The sequence below is a fragment of the Pseudomonas sp. AC239 genome, assembly GCF_979258545.1.
This window is the reverse complement of sequence record NZ_OZ409864.1, coordinates 1723182-1741907: the sequence shown is the minus strand read 5'-3', so window position 1 is coordinate 1741907 and position 18726 is coordinate 1723182. Positions and strand designations below refer to the sequence as shown.

General features: G+C 60.8%; 19 protein-coding genes. 11 read left to right on the top strand and 8 right to left on the bottom strand.

The genetic code is table 11. From position 1 onward, the window contains the following. Positions 1–257: 257 nt before the first annotated feature. A complete protein-coding gene (gene dut / locus ACZ0AZ_RS08110; RefSeq protein WP_008086463.1) occupies positions 258–713 on the bottom strand; it encodes a dUTP diphosphatase in 456 nt (151 codons plus the stop codon). 5 nt (positions 714–718) lie between these two features. Then, entirely contained in the window at positions 719–1927 is a 1209-nt protein-coding gene (gene coaBC / locus ACZ0AZ_RS08105) for a bifunctional phosphopantothenoylcysteine decarboxylase/phosphopantothenate--cysteine ligase CoaBC (RefSeq protein ID WP_016772551.1), read from the bottom strand. 133 nt (positions 1928–2060) lie between these two features. Between coaBC and radC the strand changes: the two genes are divergently transcribed. Then, positions 2061–2735, top strand: coding sequence for a RadC family protein (radC, locus tag ACZ0AZ_RS08100; protein ID WP_039757373.1), 675 nt, complete (start codon positions 2061–2063; stop codon positions 2733–2735). A 98-nt stretch (positions 2736–2833) separates the two neighbouring features. On the opposite strand, the gene ACZ0AZ_RS08095 is transcribed toward radC, so the two are convergent. Continuing rightward, entirely contained in the window at positions 2834–4423 is a 1590-nt protein-coding gene (locus ACZ0AZ_RS08095) for an ABC transporter substrate-binding protein (RefSeq protein ID WP_463537175.1), read from the bottom strand. A gap of 446 nt (positions 4424–4869) precedes the next feature. Here ACZ0AZ_RS08095 and rpmB point away from each other — a divergent pair, with 446 nt between their 5' ends. Further along, complete coding sequence (gene rpmB / locus ACZ0AZ_RS08090) at positions 4870–5103, top strand: 50S ribosomal protein L28 (protein WP_007920377.1); 234 nt, start codon at positions 4870–4872, stop codon at positions 5101–5103. A gap of 11 nt (positions 5104–5114) precedes the next feature. After that, complete coding sequence (rpmG, locus tag ACZ0AZ_RS08085) at positions 5115–5270, top strand: 50S ribosomal protein L33 (protein ID WP_016772554.1); 156 nt, start codon at positions 5115–5117, stop codon at positions 5268–5270. Between the two features lie 202 nt (positions 5271–5472). On the opposite strand, the gene ACZ0AZ_RS08080 is transcribed toward rpmG, so the two are convergent. Then, positions 5473–5835, bottom strand: a complete 363-nt coding sequence (locus ACZ0AZ_RS08080; RefSeq protein WP_016772555.1) for a cupin domain-containing protein — start codon at positions 5833–5835, stop codon at positions 5473–5475. Between the two features lie 236 nt (positions 5836–6071). Here ACZ0AZ_RS08080 and ACZ0AZ_RS08075 point away from each other — a divergent pair, with 236 nt between their 5' ends. Together ACZ0AZ_RS08075 and ACZ0AZ_RS08070 are read left to right on the top strand one after the other, a co-directional pair. Further along, entirely contained in the window at positions 6072–7565 is a 1494-nt protein-coding gene (locus ACZ0AZ_RS08075; protein ID WP_041476638.1) for an aldehyde dehydrogenase, read from the top strand. A 263-nt stretch (positions 7566–7828) separates the two neighbouring features. Beyond that, positions 7829–8974, top strand: a complete 1146-nt coding sequence (locus ACZ0AZ_RS08070; RefSeq protein ID WP_039757376.1) for an MFS transporter — start codon at positions 7829–7831, stop codon at positions 8972–8974. Between the two features lie 112 nt (positions 8975–9086). Here ACZ0AZ_RS08070 and ACZ0AZ_RS08065 read toward each other — a convergent pair whose 3' ends face one another. Together ACZ0AZ_RS08065 and ACZ0AZ_RS08060 are read right to left on the bottom strand one after the other, a co-directional pair. After that, entirely contained in the window at positions 9087–10655 is a 1569-nt protein-coding gene (locus tag ACZ0AZ_RS08065) for a phospholipase D family protein (protein ID WP_039757377.1), read from the bottom strand. A 61-nt stretch (positions 10656–10716) separates the two neighbouring features. Then, on the bottom strand, positions 10717–12138 hold the full coding sequence (locus tag ACZ0AZ_RS08060) for an aminotransferase-like domain-containing protein (protein WP_463537174.1): 1422 nt from the start codon (positions 12136–12138) through the stop codon (positions 10717–10719). A gap of 175 nt (positions 12139–12313) precedes the next feature. Between ACZ0AZ_RS08060 and ACZ0AZ_RS08055 the strand changes: the two genes are divergently transcribed. Further along, positions 12314–12556 carry a DUF1127 domain-containing protein gene (locus ACZ0AZ_RS08055; RefSeq protein WP_463537173.1) on the top strand — a complete coding sequence of 81 codons (243 nt, stop codon included), beginning with the start codon at positions 12314–12316 and terminating at the stop codon, positions 12554–12556. A gap of 120 nt (positions 12557–12676) precedes the next feature. On the opposite strand, the gene ACZ0AZ_RS08050 is transcribed toward ACZ0AZ_RS08055, so the two are convergent. Beyond that, positions 12677–13987 (bottom strand): NAD(P)/FAD-dependent oxidoreductase, encoded by a 1311-nt coding sequence (locus ACZ0AZ_RS08050; protein WP_463537172.1) that lies wholly within the window; start codon positions 13985–13987, stop codon positions 12677–12679. Positions 13988–14133: 146 nt separating this feature from the next. Here ACZ0AZ_RS08050 and ACZ0AZ_RS08045 point away from each other — a divergent pair, with 146 nt between their 5' ends. Next, the gene (locus ACZ0AZ_RS08045; protein ID WP_039757789.1) at positions 14134–14487 is read left to right on the top strand and encodes a YkgJ family cysteine cluster protein; all 354 of its coding nucleotides are present in this window, start codon (positions 14134–14136) and stop codon (positions 14485–14487) included. Between the two features lie 113 nt (positions 14488–14600). Here the strand turns inward: ACZ0AZ_RS08045 and ACZ0AZ_RS08040 are convergent, their stop codons facing one another. Continuing rightward, positions 14601–15089 (bottom strand): Lrp/AsnC ligand binding domain-containing protein, encoded by a 489-nt coding sequence (locus tag ACZ0AZ_RS08040; RefSeq protein WP_010465173.1) that lies wholly within the window; start codon positions 15087–15089, stop codon positions 14601–14603. A 155-nt stretch (positions 15090–15244) separates the two neighbouring features. On the opposite strand from ACZ0AZ_RS08040, the gene dadA reads away from it, so the two are divergent. The 4 genes from dadA to ACZ0AZ_RS08020 all read left to right on the top strand — a co-directional run bounded on the left by dadA (position 15245) and on the right by ACZ0AZ_RS08020 (position 18678). Next, positions 15245–16549 (top strand): D-amino acid dehydrogenase, encoded by a 1305-nt coding sequence (dadA, locus tag ACZ0AZ_RS08035; protein ID WP_463537171.1) that lies wholly within the window; start codon positions 15245–15247, stop codon positions 16547–16549. After that, positions 16521–16874 carry a RidA family protein gene (locus ACZ0AZ_RS08030; RefSeq protein ID WP_463537170.1) on the top strand — a complete coding sequence of 118 codons (354 nt, stop codon included), beginning with the start codon at positions 16521–16523 and terminating at the stop codon, positions 16872–16874. The genes dadA and ACZ0AZ_RS08030 overlap by 29 nt, the downstream gene beginning before the upstream one ends. A gap of 93 nt (positions 16875–16967) precedes the next feature. Then, entirely contained in the window at positions 16968–18041 is a 1074-nt protein-coding gene (gene alr, locus ACZ0AZ_RS08025) for an alanine racemase (protein WP_129998087.1), read from the top strand. An 88-nt stretch (positions 18042–18129) separates the two neighbouring features. Beyond that, the gene (locus ACZ0AZ_RS08020) at positions 18130–18678 is read left to right on the top strand and encodes a cupin domain-containing protein (protein WP_016772566.1); all 549 of its coding nucleotides are present in this window, start codon (positions 18130–18132) and stop codon (positions 18676–18678) included. The last annotated feature ends 48 nt before the right edge of the window (positions 18679–18726 follow it).

Below are 18726 nucleotides of genomic sequence, written 5' to 3'. Positions count from 1 at the left end.
AAACTGAAGGGTATGACGGCGTTTTCCACAGAGAGTTCGTGCTATGAAAGGGCCATGACGCCTCGCCTGGCCGGGCTCGCGGCCGGCAAAACCTTGATTTTCAGCGCTTAACCGTTCTGGTGAATCTGCACAAATTTCCGTGTAGGAGCTGCCGCAGGCTCGGGCCGCGATCGGACGATCTTTTGATTTTGCTTTTTAAGATCAAGATCAAAAGATCGCAGCCCGAGCCTGCGGCAGCTCCTACAGGGCGGTGCCAATCATTTGGTGCCAGTGTGGCCAAAGCCGCCGGTGCCGCGCTCGGTCTCGACGAACTCTTCAACCATCTCGAAATGCGCCTGCACCACCGGCACCAGCACCAATTGCGCCAGGCGCTCGCCGACGGTCATGGTGAAATCGCTCTGGCCACGGTTCCAGCAGGACACCATCAGCGGACCCTGATAATCGGAGTCGATCAGGCCGACGAGGTTGCCCAGCACGATGCCGTGTTTATGGCCCATGCCCGAGCGCGGCAGGATCAGCGCGGCGAGGTTCGGGTCACCGATGTAGACCGACAGCCCGGTGGGGATCAGCACGGTTTCACCCGGTTTGATCACGATGTCCTGTTCCAGCATGGCGCGCAGATCGAGGCCGGCGGAGCCCGGTGTGGCGTATTGTGGCAGCGGGAAATCGGTGCCGATGCGTGGGTCGAGGATCTTGGCTTGCAAAGCGTGCATGTAAATTAAACCTGGTTCAGACGTTCGGCGATAAAAGTGACCAGTTGGCGAGCGATCTTGCTCTTGCTGGTCTGGGCGAAAACCGTGGCGTGCAGCTCACGGTCGATGACGCTGCAAGCGTTTTCCTCACTGTTGAAACCGATGCTCGGATTGGCGACGTCGTTAGCGACGATCAGATCGAGATTCTTGTCCTTCAGCTTGCGTGCAGCGTAGTCGAGCAGGTGTTCGGTTTCGGCGGCGAAGCCGACACTGAACGGACGGTCGGGACGGGTCGCGATGGTGGCGAGAATGTCCGGATTGCGCACCATTTGCAGGACGAAGCCGTCGCCGCTCGTAGGATCTTTCTTGAGTTTATGCGGGGCGACGACTTCGGGGCGGTAGTCCGCCACCGCTGCCGACGAAATGAACACATCGCAAGGCATGGCCGATTCGCAGGCGGCGAGCATGTCGCGGGCGCTGACCACGTCAATCCGCGTCACGCGATCAGGCGTCGGCAGGTGCACCGGGCCGCTGATCAACGTCACACGGGCGCCGGCTTCCACGGCTGCTTCGGCGAGGGCAAAGCCCATTTTTCCCGAGCTATGGTTGGTGATGTAGCGCACCGGGTCGATGTTTTCCTGAGTCGGGCCGGCGGTGATCACCACATGCTTGCCGGTCAATGCCTGGCGCTGGAAGCAATCAGCGGCGAGCAGCGCCAGGTCGGTGGCTTCCATCATGCGGCCCATGCCGACGTCGCCGCAGGCCTGGCTGCCCGAGGCCGGGCCGAAAGTCTTCAGGCCTCGGCTTTCCAGCAGTTGCAGGTTGGCCTGGGTCGCCGGGTCGCGCCACATCGCCTGGTTCATCGCTGGCGCGACAGCAACCACGGCGTCGGTGGCCAGCACCAGCGTGGTCAGCAGATCGTTGGCAATGCCTTGGGCCAGGCGGGCGATCAGGTCGGCGGTGGCCGGAGCGATCAGCACCAGATCGGCCCATTTCGCCAACTCGATATGGCCCATGGCGGCTTCGGCGGCAGGGTCGAGCAAGTCGAGGTGAACGGGATGGCCCGAGAGGGCCTGCATGGTCAGCGGGGTGATGAATTCGGCGCCGCCATGGGTCATGACCACGCGCACTTCGGCACCCTGGTCGATCAGGCGGCGAACCAGATCAGCGCTCTTGTAGGCCGCAATGCCGCCGCCGACGCCCAGAACGATGCGTTTCCGATACAGCCGCTGCATAGGTCTGCCTTTCATTTCGTTGATGACTGCGGTGCGATGCCCCTCCCCAGGGTTGAATCGACCGCCAAAAAGATGGGCTACGATATCACAGCGACCGCTACGGAACAGCGGCGCCCACAGACAAGGAGGTGCTATGAGTATTCGCGATTGGCCGGCGGCGGAACGGCCGCGGGAAAGGCTGTTGGAACACGGCGCAGGGAGTCTTTCGGACGCTGAGTTGTTGGCGATTTTTCTGCGCACCGGATTGCCCGGAAAAAGCGCTGTCGACCTTGCCAGACATCTGCTGACGCAATTCGGTGGCCTGCGTTTGCTGCTTGAGGCCGATCAGGACGCATTCAGCAAACAAATGGGCCTCGGCCCGGCCAAGTTCGCCCAGCTGCAAGCCGCGCAGGAAATGAGCAAGCGCCATCTGGCCGAGCGCTCACGACAGAAGCCGGCACTGGAGAACCCTCAGGTCGTCCGCGATTACCTCAAGGCAATGCTGCGGCACGAGCCGCACGAGGTGTTCGGCTGCCTGTTTCTCGATTCAAAGCATCAGGTGCTGAATTTCGAGGCGCTGTTTCGCGGCTCGATCGACAACACCAGCGTGCATCCTCGGGAGGTGGTGAAGCGCGCGCTGGCCAATAACGCCGCAGCGGTGATCCTCTGTCACAACCACCCGTCCGGGAATACCGATCCAAGTCAGGCCGATCGGCTGCTGACCAAGCGCCTGCAGAAAGCGCTGGAGCTGATTGACGTGCGAGTGCTCGATCACTTCATCATCGGAGACGGCGAACCGCTGTCGATGGCGGAGTGTGGCTGGATGTAAAAGAGCAGCGGCAAGCCTCTAGCTGCAAGCGGCAAGCTGGAGCCGTGCGCGGAGTGCTCTAGCTTGCCGCTTGCCGCTTGCCGCTTGCCGCTTGCCGCTTAGGGCTTGAGGCTGATTTTTGAATAATCCTGCCGGCCAAACGGGCTGACGGAATAACCCTGAACATCCTTGCGCGTCAAAGCGTAGGCCGTCGGGTGCGCCAGGGGCAGCCACAGTGCCTGCTGCTGGATCTGCGCCTGTGCCTGTTCATACAGCTTGGTCCGTACGCCTTGCTCGCTGGTGGTCTTGCCGGCGCTGATCAGCTTGTCCAGATCGGCGTTGCAGTACCGCGCGAAGTTGGTGCCGGACTTCATCGCCGCGCAGGAAAACTGTGGGGTGAGGAAGTTGTCCGGGTCGCCGTTATCGCCGGCCCAGCCCATGAACAGCAGGTCATGTTCGCCGGCCTTGGCGCGTCGAATCAGTTCGCCCCATTCGATCACACGGATCTCCGCCTGAATGCCGATCTCGGCCAGATCCGACTGCAACATCTGCGCGCCGAGGCTCGGGTTCGGGTTGAGCAGGCTGCCCGATGGCCGCGTCCAGATCGTCGTCTGGAAACCCTCCTTCAAGCCGGCCTTGGCGAGCAGCGCCTTGGCTTTGGCGACGTCGTGCGGATAGCCCGGCAGATTCTTGGCGTAGCTCCAGGTGTTCGGCGGGTACGGGCCGTTGGCCGCCTCGGCGGTGTCTTCGAACACGGCTTTGATGTAGTTGGCCTTGTCGAAAGCGAGGTTGATCGCCTGGCGCACTTCCGGTTTGTCCAGTGGCGGATGCTGGCTGTTGATGCCCACGAAAGCGGTCATGAACGCGTCAGTCTTTTCGACTTTCAGCGTCGGCTCCTTCAGCGCAGCCTGTACGTCCAGTGGTTTTGGCGACAGGGCGATCTGGCATTCATTGCGCCGCAGCTTTTGCAGGCGCACGTTGGCGTCCGGCGTGATAGCGAAGATCAACGGGTCGACGGCAGGCTTGCCATGGAAATAATCCGGGTTGGCCTTGTAGCGAATCGCTGCGTCTTTCTGAAAGCGGTTGAACACGAACGGGCCGGTGCCGATCGGCTGGCTGTTGAGTTTGTCGGTGGCGCCGGCCTTCATCAGTTTGTCGGCGTATTCGGCGGAATAAATCGAGGCGAAGCCCATGCTCAGGGTCGCGAGGAAAGTCGAATCCGGATGGTCGAGGGTAAAACGCACGGTGAGCGGGTCGAGGGCGTCGATCTTCTTGATCAGCGTCGGTAGTTGCATCGACTGCGCATGGGGGAAGCCGCTCTGGGCGACTTTGTGCCACGGGTTGGCCGGGTCGAGCATGCGGTCAAAGCTGAACTTGACGTCTTCAGCGCTCAGCTCGCGGCTCGGCTTGAAATAATCGGTTGTATGAAATTTCACCTGCGGGTGCAGTTTGAATACATACGTCAGGCCGTCGGTGCTGACTTCCCAGCTGTCAGCAAGGCTCGGGATGACCTTGCCACTGGCGGTATCGAAATCCACCAAGCGGTTCATCAGTACGTCAGCCGAAGCATTGGTGGTGGTCAGCGAGTTGTACTGCACCACGTCGAACCCTTCGGGACTGGCCTCGGTACAAACGCTCAACGCGGCGGCCTGGGCGAGGGGGCTCAGCAACAGCGGAGCGAGTAACAGGGGTAGGGCAGCGAGGCGCATGGTCGGTTTCCTTTACAGATCGAAGGCCCATCTGCAAGTGCAGTCTGGAAAAGTCCTACCCTAGAGCTCTGAATTGCAAATGACTATCCCCTTTTTGCATTTTCAGGCGCACTCTTGCGCGGTTTCGAGCATGGGCAGCCAGATGAAAAGCCTGAATCGGCTGTAGGACGGGAATTCTGCGACGAGTGGTCAAAACTGGCCGCAGCCTTTGTCCAAGGCGTCTGCGGCGGAAAAAATCGCCCTTTTGCCGATTGATTGCACACCGATTGTTGTTGCACCCCGGTCTTTCTGGTATAAAGCAGCGCTCTTTTCTAGGGGCCCGGTTCCTTCACTGTAGGTGTAGCCGGTAAGACCTCTAAAGAAACGCGGCGCCTGGCGCCAAATGACTGAGAGATTAAGCGGCCAACCCATGCCGGGTTGGGCATGTGGTTTTAGAGGGCTGAGGCATGTCGAGAGTATGTCAAGTTACCGGTAAGGGTCCGGTGACTGGGAATAACATTTCCCACGCAAACAACAAAACCCGTCGTCGTTTCCTGCCGAACCTGCAGCATCACCGCTTCTGGGTTGAAGAAGAGAAACGTTTTGTGCGTCTGCGCGTATCTGCCAAAGGCATGCGTATCATCGACAAGCGTGGCATCACTGTCGTGCTCGCCGAACTTCGCCGCGATGGCAAGATTTAAGGGAGCTAATCATGCGTGAATTGATTCGTTTGATCTCGAGCGCCGGTACTGGTCACTTCTACACTACCGACAAGAACAAGCGTACTACCCCGGACAAAATCGAGATCAAGAAATATGATCCGGTTGTTCGCAAGCACGTGATGTACAAGGAAGGCAAAATCAAGTAATTGATTTTTCCTGACTGCGAAAAAGGCCCGTATCGTGAGATGCGGGCCTTTTTTTGCCTTGGATTCTGCGGTGACCGGTTGGGCCTTATCGCTGGCAAGCCAGCTCCCACATTGATTGCCGGTCTTCACAGAACCTGTGTCATGCACAAAACCTGTGGGAGCTGGCTTGCCAGCGATGATGGCCGATCAGCCAGCAAACATCTCAAGCCTTCTGTTCAAAGATCACATAAACCTTGCGGCACGCCTCCAGCACTTCCCAGGTTCCGCGAAACCCTGCCGGAATCACGAAGCGATCGCCAACGCGCAAGGTCTTGGCATTGCCATCGCTGTCACGCAACACCGATACCCCCTGCAGAATCTCGCAGTACTCATGCTCGGTGTAATTCACCGTCCACTGACCCACCGCGCCTTCCCACACACCCACGCCCATTTGCCCACAAGGGCTGTCGTATTGATGAAACACCGCCTGCTCAGGATCGCCCTTGAGCACCTTCGCTGGGTCCGGGCGATAGCGCTCGGCTTCGCTGCTGGCGAGGCTGATATCGACGACGTTCTGGATGTTCATTGTTGTTTTCTCCGCTAGTGACGGCGCGTTGGCTGGAATGGGCCAAAGTCTATGTTTATTAAAATGAACACCGCAAGGCCGTATGGCCGGCTTATGTCAAATATATTGAAACAAACCCGGCCGCTGGTTTAGGGTGGCGGGTGCCTCGGGCCGAAAGTGCAGGCTGGCCGGGCAGAATTCTTGAACAGCGCCGCAGCGCTTGCGGTGCTCGTATTCAATAAGAGGAGGACACCCGAATGACTACCCTGACTCGTGCCGACTGGGAACAACGCGCCCGCGATCTGAAAATCGAAGGCCGCGCCTTCCTGAATGGCGAATACACCGACGCCGTCTCCGGCGAAACCTTCGAGTGCATCAGCCCGGTCGATGGCCGCCTGCTCGGCAAGATCGCCAGTTGTGATGCCGCCGATGCTGACCGTGCTGTAGAAAACGCCCGCGCTACTTTCAATTCCGGCGTCTGGTCGCGCCTGGCGCCGACCAAACGCAAAGCCACCATGATTCGCTTCGCCAGCCTGCTGAAACAGCACGCCGAAGAACTGGCGCTGCTGGAAACCCTCGACATGGGCAAGCCGATCAGCGATTCGCTGTACATCGACGTACCGGGCGCGGCCCAGGCGTTGAGCTGGAGCGGCGAAGCGATCGACAAGATCTACGACGAAGTCGCCGCGACTCCACATGATCAACTGGGTCTGGTGACTCGCGAGCCAGTGGGCGTAGTCGGCGCTATCGTGCCGTGGAACTTCCCGCTGATGATGGCCTGCTGGAAGCTCGGCCCGGCGCTGTCGACCGGTAACTCGGTGATTCTCAAGCCGTCGGAAAAGTCGCCGCTGACTGCCATCCGCATCGCTGCGCTGGCCATTGAGGCGGGTATTCCCAAAGGCGTTCTCAACGTGCTGCCGGGCTATGGCCACACCGTCGGCAAGGCGCTGGGTCTGCACAATGATGTCGACACGCTGGTGTTCACCGGCTCGACCAAGATTGCCAAGCAACTGATGGTCTACGCCGGCGAATCGAACATGAAGCGTGTCTGGCTGGAAGCCGGTGGCAAGAGCCCGAACATCGTCTTCGCCGATGCGCCGGACCTGCAGGCCGCCGCTGAATCCGCTGCCAGCGCGATCGCTTTCAACCAGGGCGAAGTGTGCACCGCCGGTTCGCGTCTGCTGGTCGAGCGTTCGATCAAGGACAAATTCCTGCCGATGGTGATCGAAGCGCTGAAAACCTGGAAGCCCGGCAATCCGCTCGACCCGGCGACCAATGTCGGCGCTCTGGTCGATACCCAGCAGATGAACACCGTGCTGTCGTACATCGAGTCCGGCCATAGCGATGGTGCCAAACTGGTCGCCGGCGGCAAGCGCATCCTCCAGGAAACCGGCGGCACCTACGTCGAGCCAACCATTTTCGATGGTGTGAGCAATGCGATGAAGATTGCCCAGGAAGAGATTTTCGGCCCGGTGTTGTCGGTGATCGCTTTCGATAGCGCCGAAGAAGCCATCCAGATCGCCAACGACACGCCATACGGTCTGGCTGCAGCGGTGTGGACCCAGGACATCTCCAAGGCCCACCTGACCGCCAAGGCCCTGCGTGCCGGTAGCGTGTGGGTCAACCAGTACGACGGCGGCGACATGACCGCGCCGTTCGGTGGCTTCAAACAGTCGGGCAACGGTCGCGACAAATCGCTGCATGCCTTCGACAAGTACACCGAGCTGAAGGCGACCTGGATCAAGCTGTAAGGCGGTAAAGAGGGCCTGCTGAATCAGGCTCTCGAGCGCTACAGAAATCCTCTGTGGGAGTGAGTTTCTGTGGTGAGGGGATTTATCCCCGTTCGGCTGCGAAGCAGTCGCTAAACCATTGCACGCGGTGTACCTGGTACATCGTGGTTGCCGGTTTTGGGGCCGCTGCGCGACCCAACGGGGATAAATCCCCTCGCCACAGGGGCTCGCTCCCACAGTGTTTTGGATGAACACAAAAAGAATTATCCACAGGAGCGTGGAACATGCGGTGGGCGACGTATTTCGCCGTGTTGGCGTCTGTCTTGAGTGTCGGCCTGGCCCTGGGGGTCAGCATGCCGCTGGTGTCGTTGCGTCTGGAGGGCTGGGGCTACGGCTCGTTCGCCATCGGTGTGATGGCAGCCATGCCGGCAATCGGTGTGCTGCTGGGGGCGAAGATTTCCAGCCATCTCGCCGCGTATTTCGGCACGGCGAACCTGATGCGTCTGTGCCTGTGGGCCGGGGCACTGTCGATCGGCCTGTTGGCGCTGCTGCCGAGTTATCCGATCTGGTTGCTGCTGCGCCTGCTGATCGGGGTGATCCTGACCATCGTGTTCATCCTCGGCGAGAGCTGGATCAATCAACTGGTGGTCGAGCAGTGGCGCGGACGTCTGGTAGCGCTGTATGGCAGCAGCTATGCGCTGAGCCAACTGTCCGGTCCGTTGCTGTTGGGCGCGCTGGGCACCGAGCATGATTACGGTTTCTGGGTCGGGGTCGGTCTGCTGACGCTCTCGCCTTTTCTGCTGCTGGGTCGCAGTGGCGCCCCGAGTAGCGAGGCCAACAGCGTCACGTTTGGCGCTCTGTGGGGTTTTGCCCGAGAGCTGCCGGCGATTGCCTGGGCGGTGTCGTTGTTCGCCGCGTTCGAGGCGATGATTCTGACGCTGCTGCCGGTGTATTGCCTGCAACAAGGGTTCACCGCCGAAATCGCGCTGGCAATGGTCAGCACCGTGGTGGTCGGCGATGCGCTGCTGCAATTGCCGATCGGCGCATTGGCCGATTATCTGTCGCGACGCACGCTGTTCGCTGGATGCGCGGTGGTGTTGATGCTGTCGAGTCTGGCCATTCCAATGTTGCTCGACACGCTGCTGATCTGGCCGCTGTGGGTGCTGTTCGGCGCCAGTGCTGGCGGCTTGTTTACCTTGTCACTGATTCTGATTGGCGAGCGCTACCGTGACGATGCGCTGGTCCGCGCCAATGCGCATATTGCCCAGTTGTGGGGTGTCGGTTGTCTGGTCGGGCCGTTGGCGGCAGGGGCGGGCAGTCAGTGGATCAACGGGCATGCGTTGCCGCTGTTGATGGCGGCGGGGGCGTTTGGCCTGGTGCTTTTGTTGTTGCGCCAAGGAGCCTTTGGCACAACGGCAGAAGCTGCCTGAGCGCATTCCTGTGGGAGCGAGCCTGCTCGCGAAAGCGGTGCATCAGTCAGCTCATTTGCTGGATGTGAAACCGTTTTCGCGAGCAGGCTCGCTCCCACAAGGGATCACCAACTTACAGCATCCGCTCGAGGCCAACGCTGGTGCTGAACCATGCGTTGAAGCGCCGCCACCAGCTCCCCGGTTCCTTGGTCAGGGTATGCATCTGGCCGTTGTCCTCGGTGACCCAGACGACCTTACCGTCCTCGAGTTTCGCCTGATAACTCAGGGTCGGCGCCATGCCTTGCAACGCCAGTGCGCGCACGTGCTCGGCCAGTTCCGGGCTGTCGACGAGCACGCCGACTTCGGTGTTCCACAGCACCGAGCGCGGGTCGAAGTTGAACGAGCCGATAAACGATTTGCGCCGGTCGAAGATCATCGCCTTGCTGTGCAGGCTGGAATCCGAGCCGCGAAACGACTTGCTGTAGAACACCCGCGGACCGCTGCCATAGTTATCCCCAGGCTGGCGGCGCAATTCATAGAGTTTCACACCGTGTTCAAGCAACGCCTTGCGATAGGGCGCGTAACCGCCATGCACCGCCGGCACGTCGGTGGCCTCCAGTGAATTGGTCAGCAGGTTCACGGAGACCCCGGCATCGGCGCGCCCGGTCAGGTAGACCAGCCCCGGCTGGCCGGGCACGAAGTACGCGGAAATCATGATCAGCTCTTTGCTGACACCGGTCAGTTCCGGCGCCAGTTGTGTGGTCAGCAACAGATGCGGATCGGGTTCGCCCTTGGACAGCACCTTGCTCGGCGCATCCCACAACGCCTGGTTCCAGGCCCAGATCAGTTCTTTGCGCCAGATATCCATGCGCGGGTCGGTGGTGAATTTCATCAACTGTTGATACAGCGCGTGGTTCTGCTTGCGGGTTTCTTCCAGTGATTCTTCCAGGCGCGTGCGGGTGTTTTGCAGGTCGGCGGCGGTCGGTTGGCTGGAGAGGAATTCGTCGATCGGCTTGCTCAGCGCGCTGTTCCAGTACTGGTCGAAACTGTGCCCGAGCTGCTCGGCGACCGGGCCGATGCTGAGCATGTCGATGTCGGTGAAATTCAGGTTGGGTTCGGCGTCGAAATATTCATCGCCCAGATTGCGCCCGCCGACGATGGCCGCGCTGTTGTCCGCCAGCCACAGCTTGTTGTGCATGCGCCGGTGCTGCACGGACAGATTGAACAGTCGCCCGGCCGCACGCGTGACGCCGGTGCTGCGACCCAGGTGCAGGGGATTGAACAAACGAATCTGGATCTGCGGATGCGCCGCCAGGGTGGCGATGATCTGGTCGAGGCCGTCGCTGGTGGTGTCGTCGAGCAGGATGCGCACGCGCACACCACGGTCGGCCGCTTTGAGCACTTCTTCCACCAGCATCCGCGTGCTGATGCCGTCATGGACAATGTAGTACTGCAAATCGAGGCTGACCTGGGCATGACGAATCAGCTCGGCCCGGGCGGTAAACGCCTCGCCACTGTCGGAGAGCAGACGAAACCCCGACTGCCCTTTGTAGGGCGCGGCCTGAGCCTGAATCGAACGGCCGAAGCTGGAGTCCGACGCTGGCAATGCCTGGCTTGGTTCGCGCGGCACATCGAGGCTGGCGCAGCCGCTGAGGAACGAGGCGAGTATCAGTAAAGCGAGTAGGGGCTGTCTGAAGCTCACGTAGGATCGTTCCGGTTGGCGATTGAGGTCGGCATTTTGGACGTCAGGGTCGCAAAAAAGGTCAGTCGGTCTCAGCGAGTAATTTGATCGCCGCGGCGCCGACCTTGCGCACCGCTTCTTCGATCTGTGCTGTTGGTTTGGCAGCGTAGTTCATGCGCAGACAATTGCGGTATTTGCCCGAGGCGGAAAAGATGCTGCCGACGGCAATCTGTACGCCCTGATCGTGCAGCGCGCGATTCAGTTTCAGGGTGTCGAAACCCTCCGGCAGTTCCACCCAGAGCATGAAGCTGCCCTGCGGGCGACTGGCGCGGGTGCCGGCCGGGAAATAGCGCGTCACCCAGTCGATCATCGCGTCACGATTGCGTTGGTACTGCATGCGCATACGCCGCAAGTGCGGCTCGAAATGGCCGGCCTTGATGAATTCGGCGATGGCGATTTGCGGTTGCGGCGCGGTGGAGCCGGTGCTGATGTATTTCATGTGCAGCACTCGCTCCAGATATCGGCCCGGCGCCACCCAGCCGATGCGCAGCCCCGGCGCCAGGGTCTTGGAGAACGAGCTGCAGAGCAACACGCGGCCGTCTTCATCGAAGGATTTGATCGTCCGCGGACGCGGATAGGTGTAGGCCAGTTCGCCGTACACATCGTCTTCGATGATCGCCACGTCGAAACGCTGGGCCAGGGTCAGCAAGGCGCGTTTGCGCGACTCGGGCATGACGTAGCCGAGCGGGTTGTTGCAGTTCGGCGTGAGCTGAATGGCCTTGATCGGCCACTGTTCCAGCGCCAGCTCCAAGGCGTCGAGGCTGATGCCGGTGAGCGGGTCGGTGGGGATTTCCAGAGCTTTCATGCCCAGGCCTTTGAGGGTCTGCATGGCGCCGTGGAAACTTGGCGAGTCCACCGCGACGATGTCGCCCGGCTCGCAGATCGTGTGGATGCTGGTGGACAGCGCTTCGTGGCAGCCGGTGGTGATGACCAGTTCGCTGGCGCTCAACTGGCAGCCGGAATCGAGCATCAGCCGTGCGATCTGTTCGCGCAGTTCGAGGTTGCCGTGGATGTTGTCGTAATACAGACCGGGCATGTCCTGTCGGCGACTGATACGCGCCAGCCCGCGCAGCAGCGGTTTCATGGTCGGCGAGCCGACATCGGGCATGCCACGGCCCAATTGCACGACATCCTTGCGTGGCACCGCGCGAATGAGTTCCAGCACCTGATCCCATTGCGAAATCTCCACTGGCCGCTGCGCCGGGCGGCCTATTGCGGGTAGCTCCGGCAATTCGCGGCCGACTGGCACAAAGTAGCCAGACTTGGGTTTCGGCGTGGCCAGACCGCTGTCTTCAAGCACGCGATACGCCTGCTGCACCGTGCTCAGACTGACACCGTGCTCGACACTCAAGGCACGCACTGACGGCAAGCGATCACCGGGCCGATAGAAACCTTGTTCGATGCGGGTGCCGAGCAATTCGGCGAGATTTACATACAGAGTCATGGTGGCCTCGGTGCGTCTTGGTGGAAACCAGTACAGATGCGGCAAAAATCGATCATTCAGTCGGCGAATCGGCAAATCTGTATGGAGTTAATACAGGTTCTTTGAGTCTGTAATGGTTTTGCTTGCCCGCGCATCATGGAATCTCTGGCTACCCAAGTAAACAGGAGCAACGAAAATGAACGGCTTGAGCGATGTGCGGCTGACGTTACACAGTCAGGAACTGGCGGCAGGGCAGAAGGACAGCGCGCGCAATCTGCTGCGTAACGCACCGTCCGGCCTCAGTCGCTGGGGCCTGTTCTGGCATCGTCTGCACACGCGCAAGGCTTTGTTGGGATTGACGACGGAGCAGCTCAAGGATGTCGGGCTGACGCGAGAGCAGGCAAGGGAGGAGGGGTTGAAGCCGTTTTGGCGGATCTGAATAACACAGATCGTTCCCACGCTCTGCGTGGGAACGCCGCCCCGGACGCTCTGCGTCCGCTGTGACACAGAGCGTCACTGGATGCATTCCCAGGCGGAGCGTGGGAACGATCCTGATTCGTCAGACCAACTCTTTCAGCCGATGCCACAGCATCCCCAACGCCAACAACGGCGAGCGCAAGTGCTTGCCGCCGGGAAAGGTGATGTGCGGCACCCTGGCGAACAGATCAAAGCCGCCGCCATGCTGCCCACTGATCGCCTCGGCCAGCAGCTTGCCGGCCAGGTGAGTGGCATTCACTCCATGCCCGGAATACGCCTGGGCGTAATACACGTTCGGCTGGTCGGCGAGCCGGCCAATCTGCGGCAGGCGGTTGGCGCCGATGCCGATCATCCCGCCCCACTGATAATCGATTTTCACCCCGGCCAGTTGCGGGAACACTTCAAGCATCTTCGGCTGCATATAGGCGCCGATATCTTTCGGATCGCGTCCCGAGTAATGACACGCGCCGCCGAACAGCAAACGTCGATCCGCCGAGAGCCGGTAGTAATCCAGCGCTACCCGCTGGTCGCAGACCGCCATGTTCTGCGGCAGCAGGTTGTGCGCCTGCTCTTCGCTGAGCGGTTCGGTGGCGATGATGTAGCTGCCGGCGGGCAGGACCTTGCCGCTCAGTTGCGGGTTGAGGTCATTGAGATAGGCATTGCAGCCCAACACCAGCGTCTTCGCTCGCACCGAGCCTTGCGCGGTGTGTACCTTCACTTCGGGGCCGTAATCGATGCGCGTCACGGCCGAACGCTCGAACAACTGCACGCCCAGTTGCTGCGCCGCTGCCGCTTCGCCCAGCGCCAGATTCAGCGGATGCAGATGCCCGGAGCCCATGTCGATCAAGCCGCCGACATAGCGTTTGGAACCGACCACGGTGTGCATTTCACTGGCCTGCAACAGACGGGTTTCGTAGCGGTAACCGAGGCCGCGCAACTCTTCGGCGTCTTCGGCAAAACCGTCGAGATCGGAAGGCTTGTTGGCGAGGTCGCAGTAACCCCAGGTCAGGTCGCAGGCAATGCCGAAACGCTCGACGCGCCGGCGGACAATCTCCACCGCTTCCAGGCCCATGAGTTTCATCTCGCGCACGCCTTCGGCACCGATGACGTTGGCGAACTGATCCAGGCCATGGCCGACACCGCGAATCAACTGCCCGCCGTTGCGACCGCTGGCGCCCCAGCCGATCCGGTGCGCTTCCAGCAACACCACGCTGAAACCGCGTTCGGCGAGTTCCAGCGCGGCATTCAGCCCGGAAAAGCCACCGCCGACCACGCAGACATCCGCCACCACCTCGCCTTGCAGCACGGGATGGTCAGGCTGCGGCAGGCTGCTGGCGGCGTAATAAGAGGCAACGTGGGGTTGGCTCGCGGTGGTCGGGGCGCGGGCGGTCATGGGCATCATCCAACGGCTGAGTGTCGAGAAAATTTGACGGAGCATAAGCCGCACGCCCGAACGTGGGCAACATCGGTCGGCCTCCGGTGTCTGGATCCGGGCTTTTGCGGCACAATCATCAGCCCGCCACTTTGGTCACCGTTTCAATGAGCTGCAACAGCCAGAAAATCCGCACCCTGCGTCAGCAGATTCCCACGTTCGACTGCGTGCCGGGCTGCCACGACTGCTGCGGGCCGGTGACCACTTCGCCCGAGGAAATGGCCCGGCTGCCGCGCAAGACCCGCGCCGAGCAGGATGCCGCGCTGGAAGAACTCAACTGTGTGCACCTGGGGCCGAATGGCTGCACGGTGTATGAAGAGCGACCACTGATCTGCCGCTTGTTTGGTACCACCAAGACGCTGCCATGCCCGAACGAGCGGCGGCCGGTGGAGCTGATTCATCCGCGGGTCGAGAAGCAGATTTTCCAGTACATGGCGGCGAATCGGCAGGTGTTGGTTTAGCCGTTGCGTTCAGTTCAGACCGAGTCGACGTCTTCGTGAGCAGGCTCGCTCCCACAGGAGATTGCATTTCAAATGTGGGAGCGAGCCTGCTCGCGAAGGGGACGCCGCCGATTTCAGTCCGGAATCGGCAGGCACAGGCTTTCTTTCACCTCTTCCATGACGATATAGCTCTTCGATTCACGCACATGCGGCAGCTTCAAGAGAATGTCGCCGAGCAGTTTGCGATACGACGCCATCTCGGAAATCCGCGCCTTTACCAGATAGTCGAAATCCCCCGACACCAAATGACACTCCAGCACATGCGGCAGCTTCAGCACCGCGCGTCTGAATTCTTCGAATGTGTCGCCGGATTTGTAGTCGAGGCTGATCTCGACGAACACCAGCAGGCTACCCTTCAAATGCTGCGGATTGAGCCGGGCGTTGTAGCCCATGATGATCCCCTCGCGCTCCAGACGCCGCACGCGCTCGGTGCACGGCGTGGTCGAGAGGCCGACCTTTTCCCCCAGTTCGGTGAAGGAAATCCGCCCGTCCGCTTGGAGGATGCGCAGGATATTGCGGTCGATCTTGTCCAGCTCACGTTTGGTCTGAGTGTTGGTACGCATAGGGGATGCGCCTCCGTGAAAAGGGTTTTTGCCGAGAATTGTCGCCAAATATAGGCGCTTATATAGTGAAAAGCACTGGCATTTCTTTTTTACACTGCGCTCATCATTGCTCTAAACAACACAGCTCGGCGGAAAGCCGCGATGAGGGATTGAAAATGCGCGTCATGGTCTTGGGTAGCGGCGTCATCGGTACCGCCAGTGCTTACTATCTGGCGCGTGCCGGGTTCGAAGTGGTGGTGGTCGACCGGCAGCCTGCTGCGGCCATGGAGACCAGTTTCGCCAACGCCGGCCAGGTCTCGCCGGGTTACGCCTCGCCGTGGGCCGCGCCGGGCGTGCCGCTCAAGGCCATCAAGTGGCTGCTGCAACGCCATGCGCCATTGGCGATCAAGGCCACCGCCGATATCGACCAATACCTGTGGATGGCGCAAATGCTGCGCAACTGCACCGCCAGCCGTTACGCGGTGAACAAGGAGCGCATGGTGCGTCTGTCCGAGTACAGCCGTGACTGCCTCGATGAGTTGCGCGCCGAAACCGGTATCGCCTACGAAGGTCGCAGCCTCGGCACGACGCAGTTGTTTCGTACTCAGGCGCAACTGGATAACGCCGCCAAAGACATCGCCGTGCTGAAAGAGTCAGGCGTGCCGTTTGAAGTCCTCGACCGCGCCGGCATCGCCCGCGCCGAGCCGGCTCTGGCCGGCGTGACCGATATTCTCGCTGGCGCGCTGCGTCTGCCCAACGACCAGACCGGCGACTGCCAGATCTTCACCACCCGTCTCGCCGAAATGGCGCGCAAGCTCGGTGTGGAATTCCGTTTCGGCCAGGACATCCAGAAACTCGACTACGCCGGTGATCGCATCAACGGTGTGTGGATTGACGGCAAGCTGGAAACCGCTGACCGCTACGTGCTGGCGCTCGGCAGCTACTCGCCGCAGTTGCTCAAGCCGTTGGGCATCAAGGCTCCGGTGTATCCGCTCAAGGGCTATTCGCTGACCGTGCCGATCACCGATCCTGCCATGGCGCCGACGTCGACCATTCTCGACGAGACCTACAAGGTTGCGATCACCCGTTTCGACAACCGCATCCGCGTCGGCGGCATGGCCGAGATCGCCGGTTTTGACCTGTCGCTGAACCCGCGTCGGCGCGAAACCCTGGAGATGATCGTCAACGACCTTTATCCTCAGGGCGGCAATCTGGCCGAAGCGAGTTTCTGGACCGGCCTGCGCCCGACCACGCCGGACGGTACGCCGATCGTTGGCGCCACGCCGTTCAAGAATCTGTTCCTCAACACCGGTCACGGTACGCTCGGCTGGACCATGGCCTGTGGTTCCGGCCGTTTGCTCGCCGACCTGATGGCGAAGAAAAAGCCGCAGATCAGCGCCGAAGGCCTCGATATTTCCCGTTACGGCAACCAGACCCAGGAGTCCGCAAAACATGTCAATCCAGCGCCAGCTCACCAATGAGCGCATGAGTCAGATCGTCAGCCACAACGGCACCGTGTATCTGGCCGGGCAGGTCGGCGACGACTTCGACGCCGGAATTGAACAGCAGACCCGCGACGTGCTCGCCAATATCGAGCGCGTGCTCGATCTGGCCGGGACCGACAAGCAGCATCTGTTGTCGGCGACAATCTATTTGAACGACATCGAAGCGCACTTCGCCGGGATGAACGCGGTGTGGGACCAGTGGTTGCCAAAAGGCGCTGCTCCGGCCCGCGCCACCGTCGAAGCGAAGATGGCCAAGCCGAGCATTCTGGTGGAGATCTCCATCGTCGCCGCGCTGCCATAACGGTTCCAAGATCCCTCTCCCGGTGCTCTTGGCGGTTCACGCCGTCAGTCAGCGCCGGTTTTTCTTCCCATGACCGCCCAGAAGTCTGCCGCCATGCGTCCTGCCCGTGCCCTGATCGACCTTCAAGCCCTGCGTCACAACTACCGAATTGCCCGTGAAGTCACCGGCGCCAAGGCGCTCGCGGTGATCAAGGCGGACGCCTATGGCCATGGCGCGGTGCGTTGCGCCCAGGCGCTGGAAGCCGAGGCTGACGGATTTGCGGTGGCCTGCATTGAAGAAGCACTGGAGCTGCGTTCCGCTGGGATTCGCGCGCCGGTATTGCTGCTGGAAGGCTTCTTCGAAGCCGACGAGCTGGCGTTGATCGTCGAGCATGATTTCTGGTGCGTGGTGCATTCGCTGTGGCAGCTCGAAGCGATCGAACAGGCAGCGCTGAGCAAGCCGATTACTGTTTGGCTGAAGCTAGATTCCGGCATGCACCGCGTCGGTCTGCATCCGAAAGACTACCCTGCGGCATATCAACGTCTGCTGGCCAGCGGCAAAGTCGCGAAAATCGTGTTGATGAGCCACTTCGCCCGCGCCGATGAATTGCACGCGCAAAGCAGCGCCGAGCAGGTCGCGGTGTTCGAAGCGGCGCGTCAGGGTCTGGCGGCGGAAGTCAGCCTGCGCAACTCGCCAGCCGTGCTCGGTTGGCCAGAAATCCAAAGCGATTGGGTCCGCCCGGGCATCATGCTCTACGGCGCGACCCCGTTCGAAGAAGCCAACGCCGTCGCTGAACGCCTGCAACCAGTGATGACCCTCGAATCGAAAGTCATCAGTGTGCGTGAATTGCCGGCCGGCGAACCGATCGGCTATGGCGCCAGATTCATCACCGACAAGCCGATGCGCATCGGTGTGGTCGCCATGGGGTACGCCGACGGCTACCCGCGCCAGGCGCCGACCGGCACGCCGGTGCTGGTGGCCGGCAAATCCAGTCGCCTGCTGGGGCGCGTGTCGATGGACATGCTCTGCATCGATCTGACCGACGTAGCGGAAGCGGGGCTTGGTTCAACTGTCGAGCTGTGGGGTAAAAACATCCTCGCCAGCGACGTGGCAAAGTGGGCCGATACCATCCCGTATCAGATCTTCTGCAACCTGAAACGGGTGCCAAGGCTCTATTCCGAGGGTTGACGCCGCTGCGGGGGCCAAGTGTTGTAAATACTGAACGCTGTCGCCATGATAACGCTCAATATTCTTACAACATCAGGAGGCTCCCGCCTTGGACGTCGGTGAACGACTGCAATCGATCCGCAAGCTCAAAGGGCTTTCCCAGCGTGAACTCGCCAAACGCGCGGGCGTCACCAATAGCACCATTTCGATGATCGAAAAGAACAGCGTCAGCCCTTCGATCAGTTCGCTGAGAAAGGTGCTCGGCGGCATTCCCATGTCGATGGTCGAGTTCTTTTCCGAAGAGATCCTGCAGGACCAACCGACCCAGATCGTCTACAAGGCCAACGAGCTGATCGACATCTCCGACGGCGCCGTGACCATGAAACTGGTCGGCCGGGCCCATCCGAGCCGCGCCATCGCCTTCCTCAACGAAATCTACCCGCCGGGCGCCGACACCGGCGAAGAAATGCTCACCCACGAGGGCGAGGAAACCGGGATTCTGGTGGAAGGTCGCCTCGAGCTGGTGGTAGGGCTGGAAACTTTTATCCTCGAAGCTGGCGACAGCTACTATTTTGAAAGTACCAAGCCGCATCGTTTCCGTAACCCGTTCGACGTACCGGCGCGACTAATCAGCGCAGCCACGCCTGCGAATTTCTAAGCAGAAGGCGCCGGGCCAATACGGCAGAGGCCCCCGAAACGATTTACC

What these genes read in the sequence shown, in the direction of transcription:
- dut (WP_008086463.1), bottom strand. Translation starts at nt 713, where the DNA reads ATGCACGCTTTGCAAGCCAAGATCCTCGACCCACGCATCGGCACCGAT.
- coaBC (WP_016772551.1), bottom strand. Translation starts at nt 1,927, where the DNA reads ATGCAGCGGCTGTATCGGAAACGCATCGTTCTGGGCGTCGGCGGCGGC.
- radC (WP_039757373.1), top strand. Translation starts at nt 2,061, where the DNA reads ATGAGTATTCGCGATTGGCCGGCGGCGGAACGGCCGCGGGAAAGGCTG.
- ACZ0AZ_RS08095 (WP_463537175.1), bottom strand. Translation starts at nt 4,423, where the DNA reads ATGCGCCTCGCTGCCCTACCCCTGTTACTCGCTCCGCTGTTGCTGAGC.
- rpmB (WP_007920377.1), top strand. Translation starts at nt 4,870, where the DNA reads ATGTCGAGAGTATGTCAAGTTACCGGTAAGGGTCCGGTGACTGGGAAT.
- rpmG (WP_016772554.1), top strand. Translation starts at nt 5,115, where the DNA reads ATGCGTGAATTGATTCGTTTGATCTCGAGCGCCGGTACTGGTCACTTC.
- ACZ0AZ_RS08080 (WP_016772555.1), bottom strand. Translation starts at nt 5,835, where the DNA reads ATGAACATCCAGAACGTCGTCGATATCAGCCTCGCCAGCAGCGAAGCC.
- ACZ0AZ_RS08075 (WP_041476638.1), top strand. Translation starts at nt 6,072, where the DNA reads ATGACTACCCTGACTCGTGCCGACTGGGAACAACGCGCCCGCGATCTG.
- ACZ0AZ_RS08070 (WP_039757376.1), top strand. Translation starts at nt 7,829, where the DNA reads ATGCGGTGGGCGACGTATTTCGCCGTGTTGGCGTCTGTCTTGAGTGTC.
- ACZ0AZ_RS08060 (WP_463537174.1), bottom strand. Translation starts at nt 12,138, where the DNA reads ATGACTCTGTATGTAAATCTCGCCGAATTGCTCGGCACCCGCATCGAA.
- ACZ0AZ_RS08055 (WP_463537173.1), top strand. Translation starts at nt 12,314, where the DNA reads ATGAACGGCTTGAGCGATGTGCGGCTGACGTTACACAGTCAGGAACTG.
- ACZ0AZ_RS08050 (WP_463537172.1), bottom strand. Translation starts at nt 13,987, where the DNA reads ATGACCGCCCGCGCCCCGACCACCGCGAGCCAACCCCACGTTGCCTCT.
- ACZ0AZ_RS08045 (WP_039757789.1), top strand. Translation starts at nt 14,134, where the DNA reads ATGAGCTGCAACAGCCAGAAAATCCGCACCCTGCGTCAGCAGATTCCC.
- ACZ0AZ_RS08040 (WP_010465173.1), bottom strand. Translation starts at nt 15,089, where the DNA reads ATGCGTACCAACACTCAGACCAAACGTGAGCTGGACAAGATCGACCGC.
- dadA (WP_463537171.1), top strand. Translation starts at nt 15,245, where the DNA reads ATGCGCGTCATGGTCTTGGGTAGCGGCGTCATCGGTACCGCCAGTGCT.
- ACZ0AZ_RS08030 (WP_463537170.1), top strand. Translation starts at nt 16,521, where the DNA reads ATGTCAATCCAGCGCCAGCTCACCAATGAGCGCATGAGTCAGATCGTC.
- alr (WP_129998087.1), top strand. Translation starts at nt 16,968, where the DNA reads ATGCGTCCTGCCCGTGCCCTGATCGACCTTCAAGCCCTGCGTCACAAC.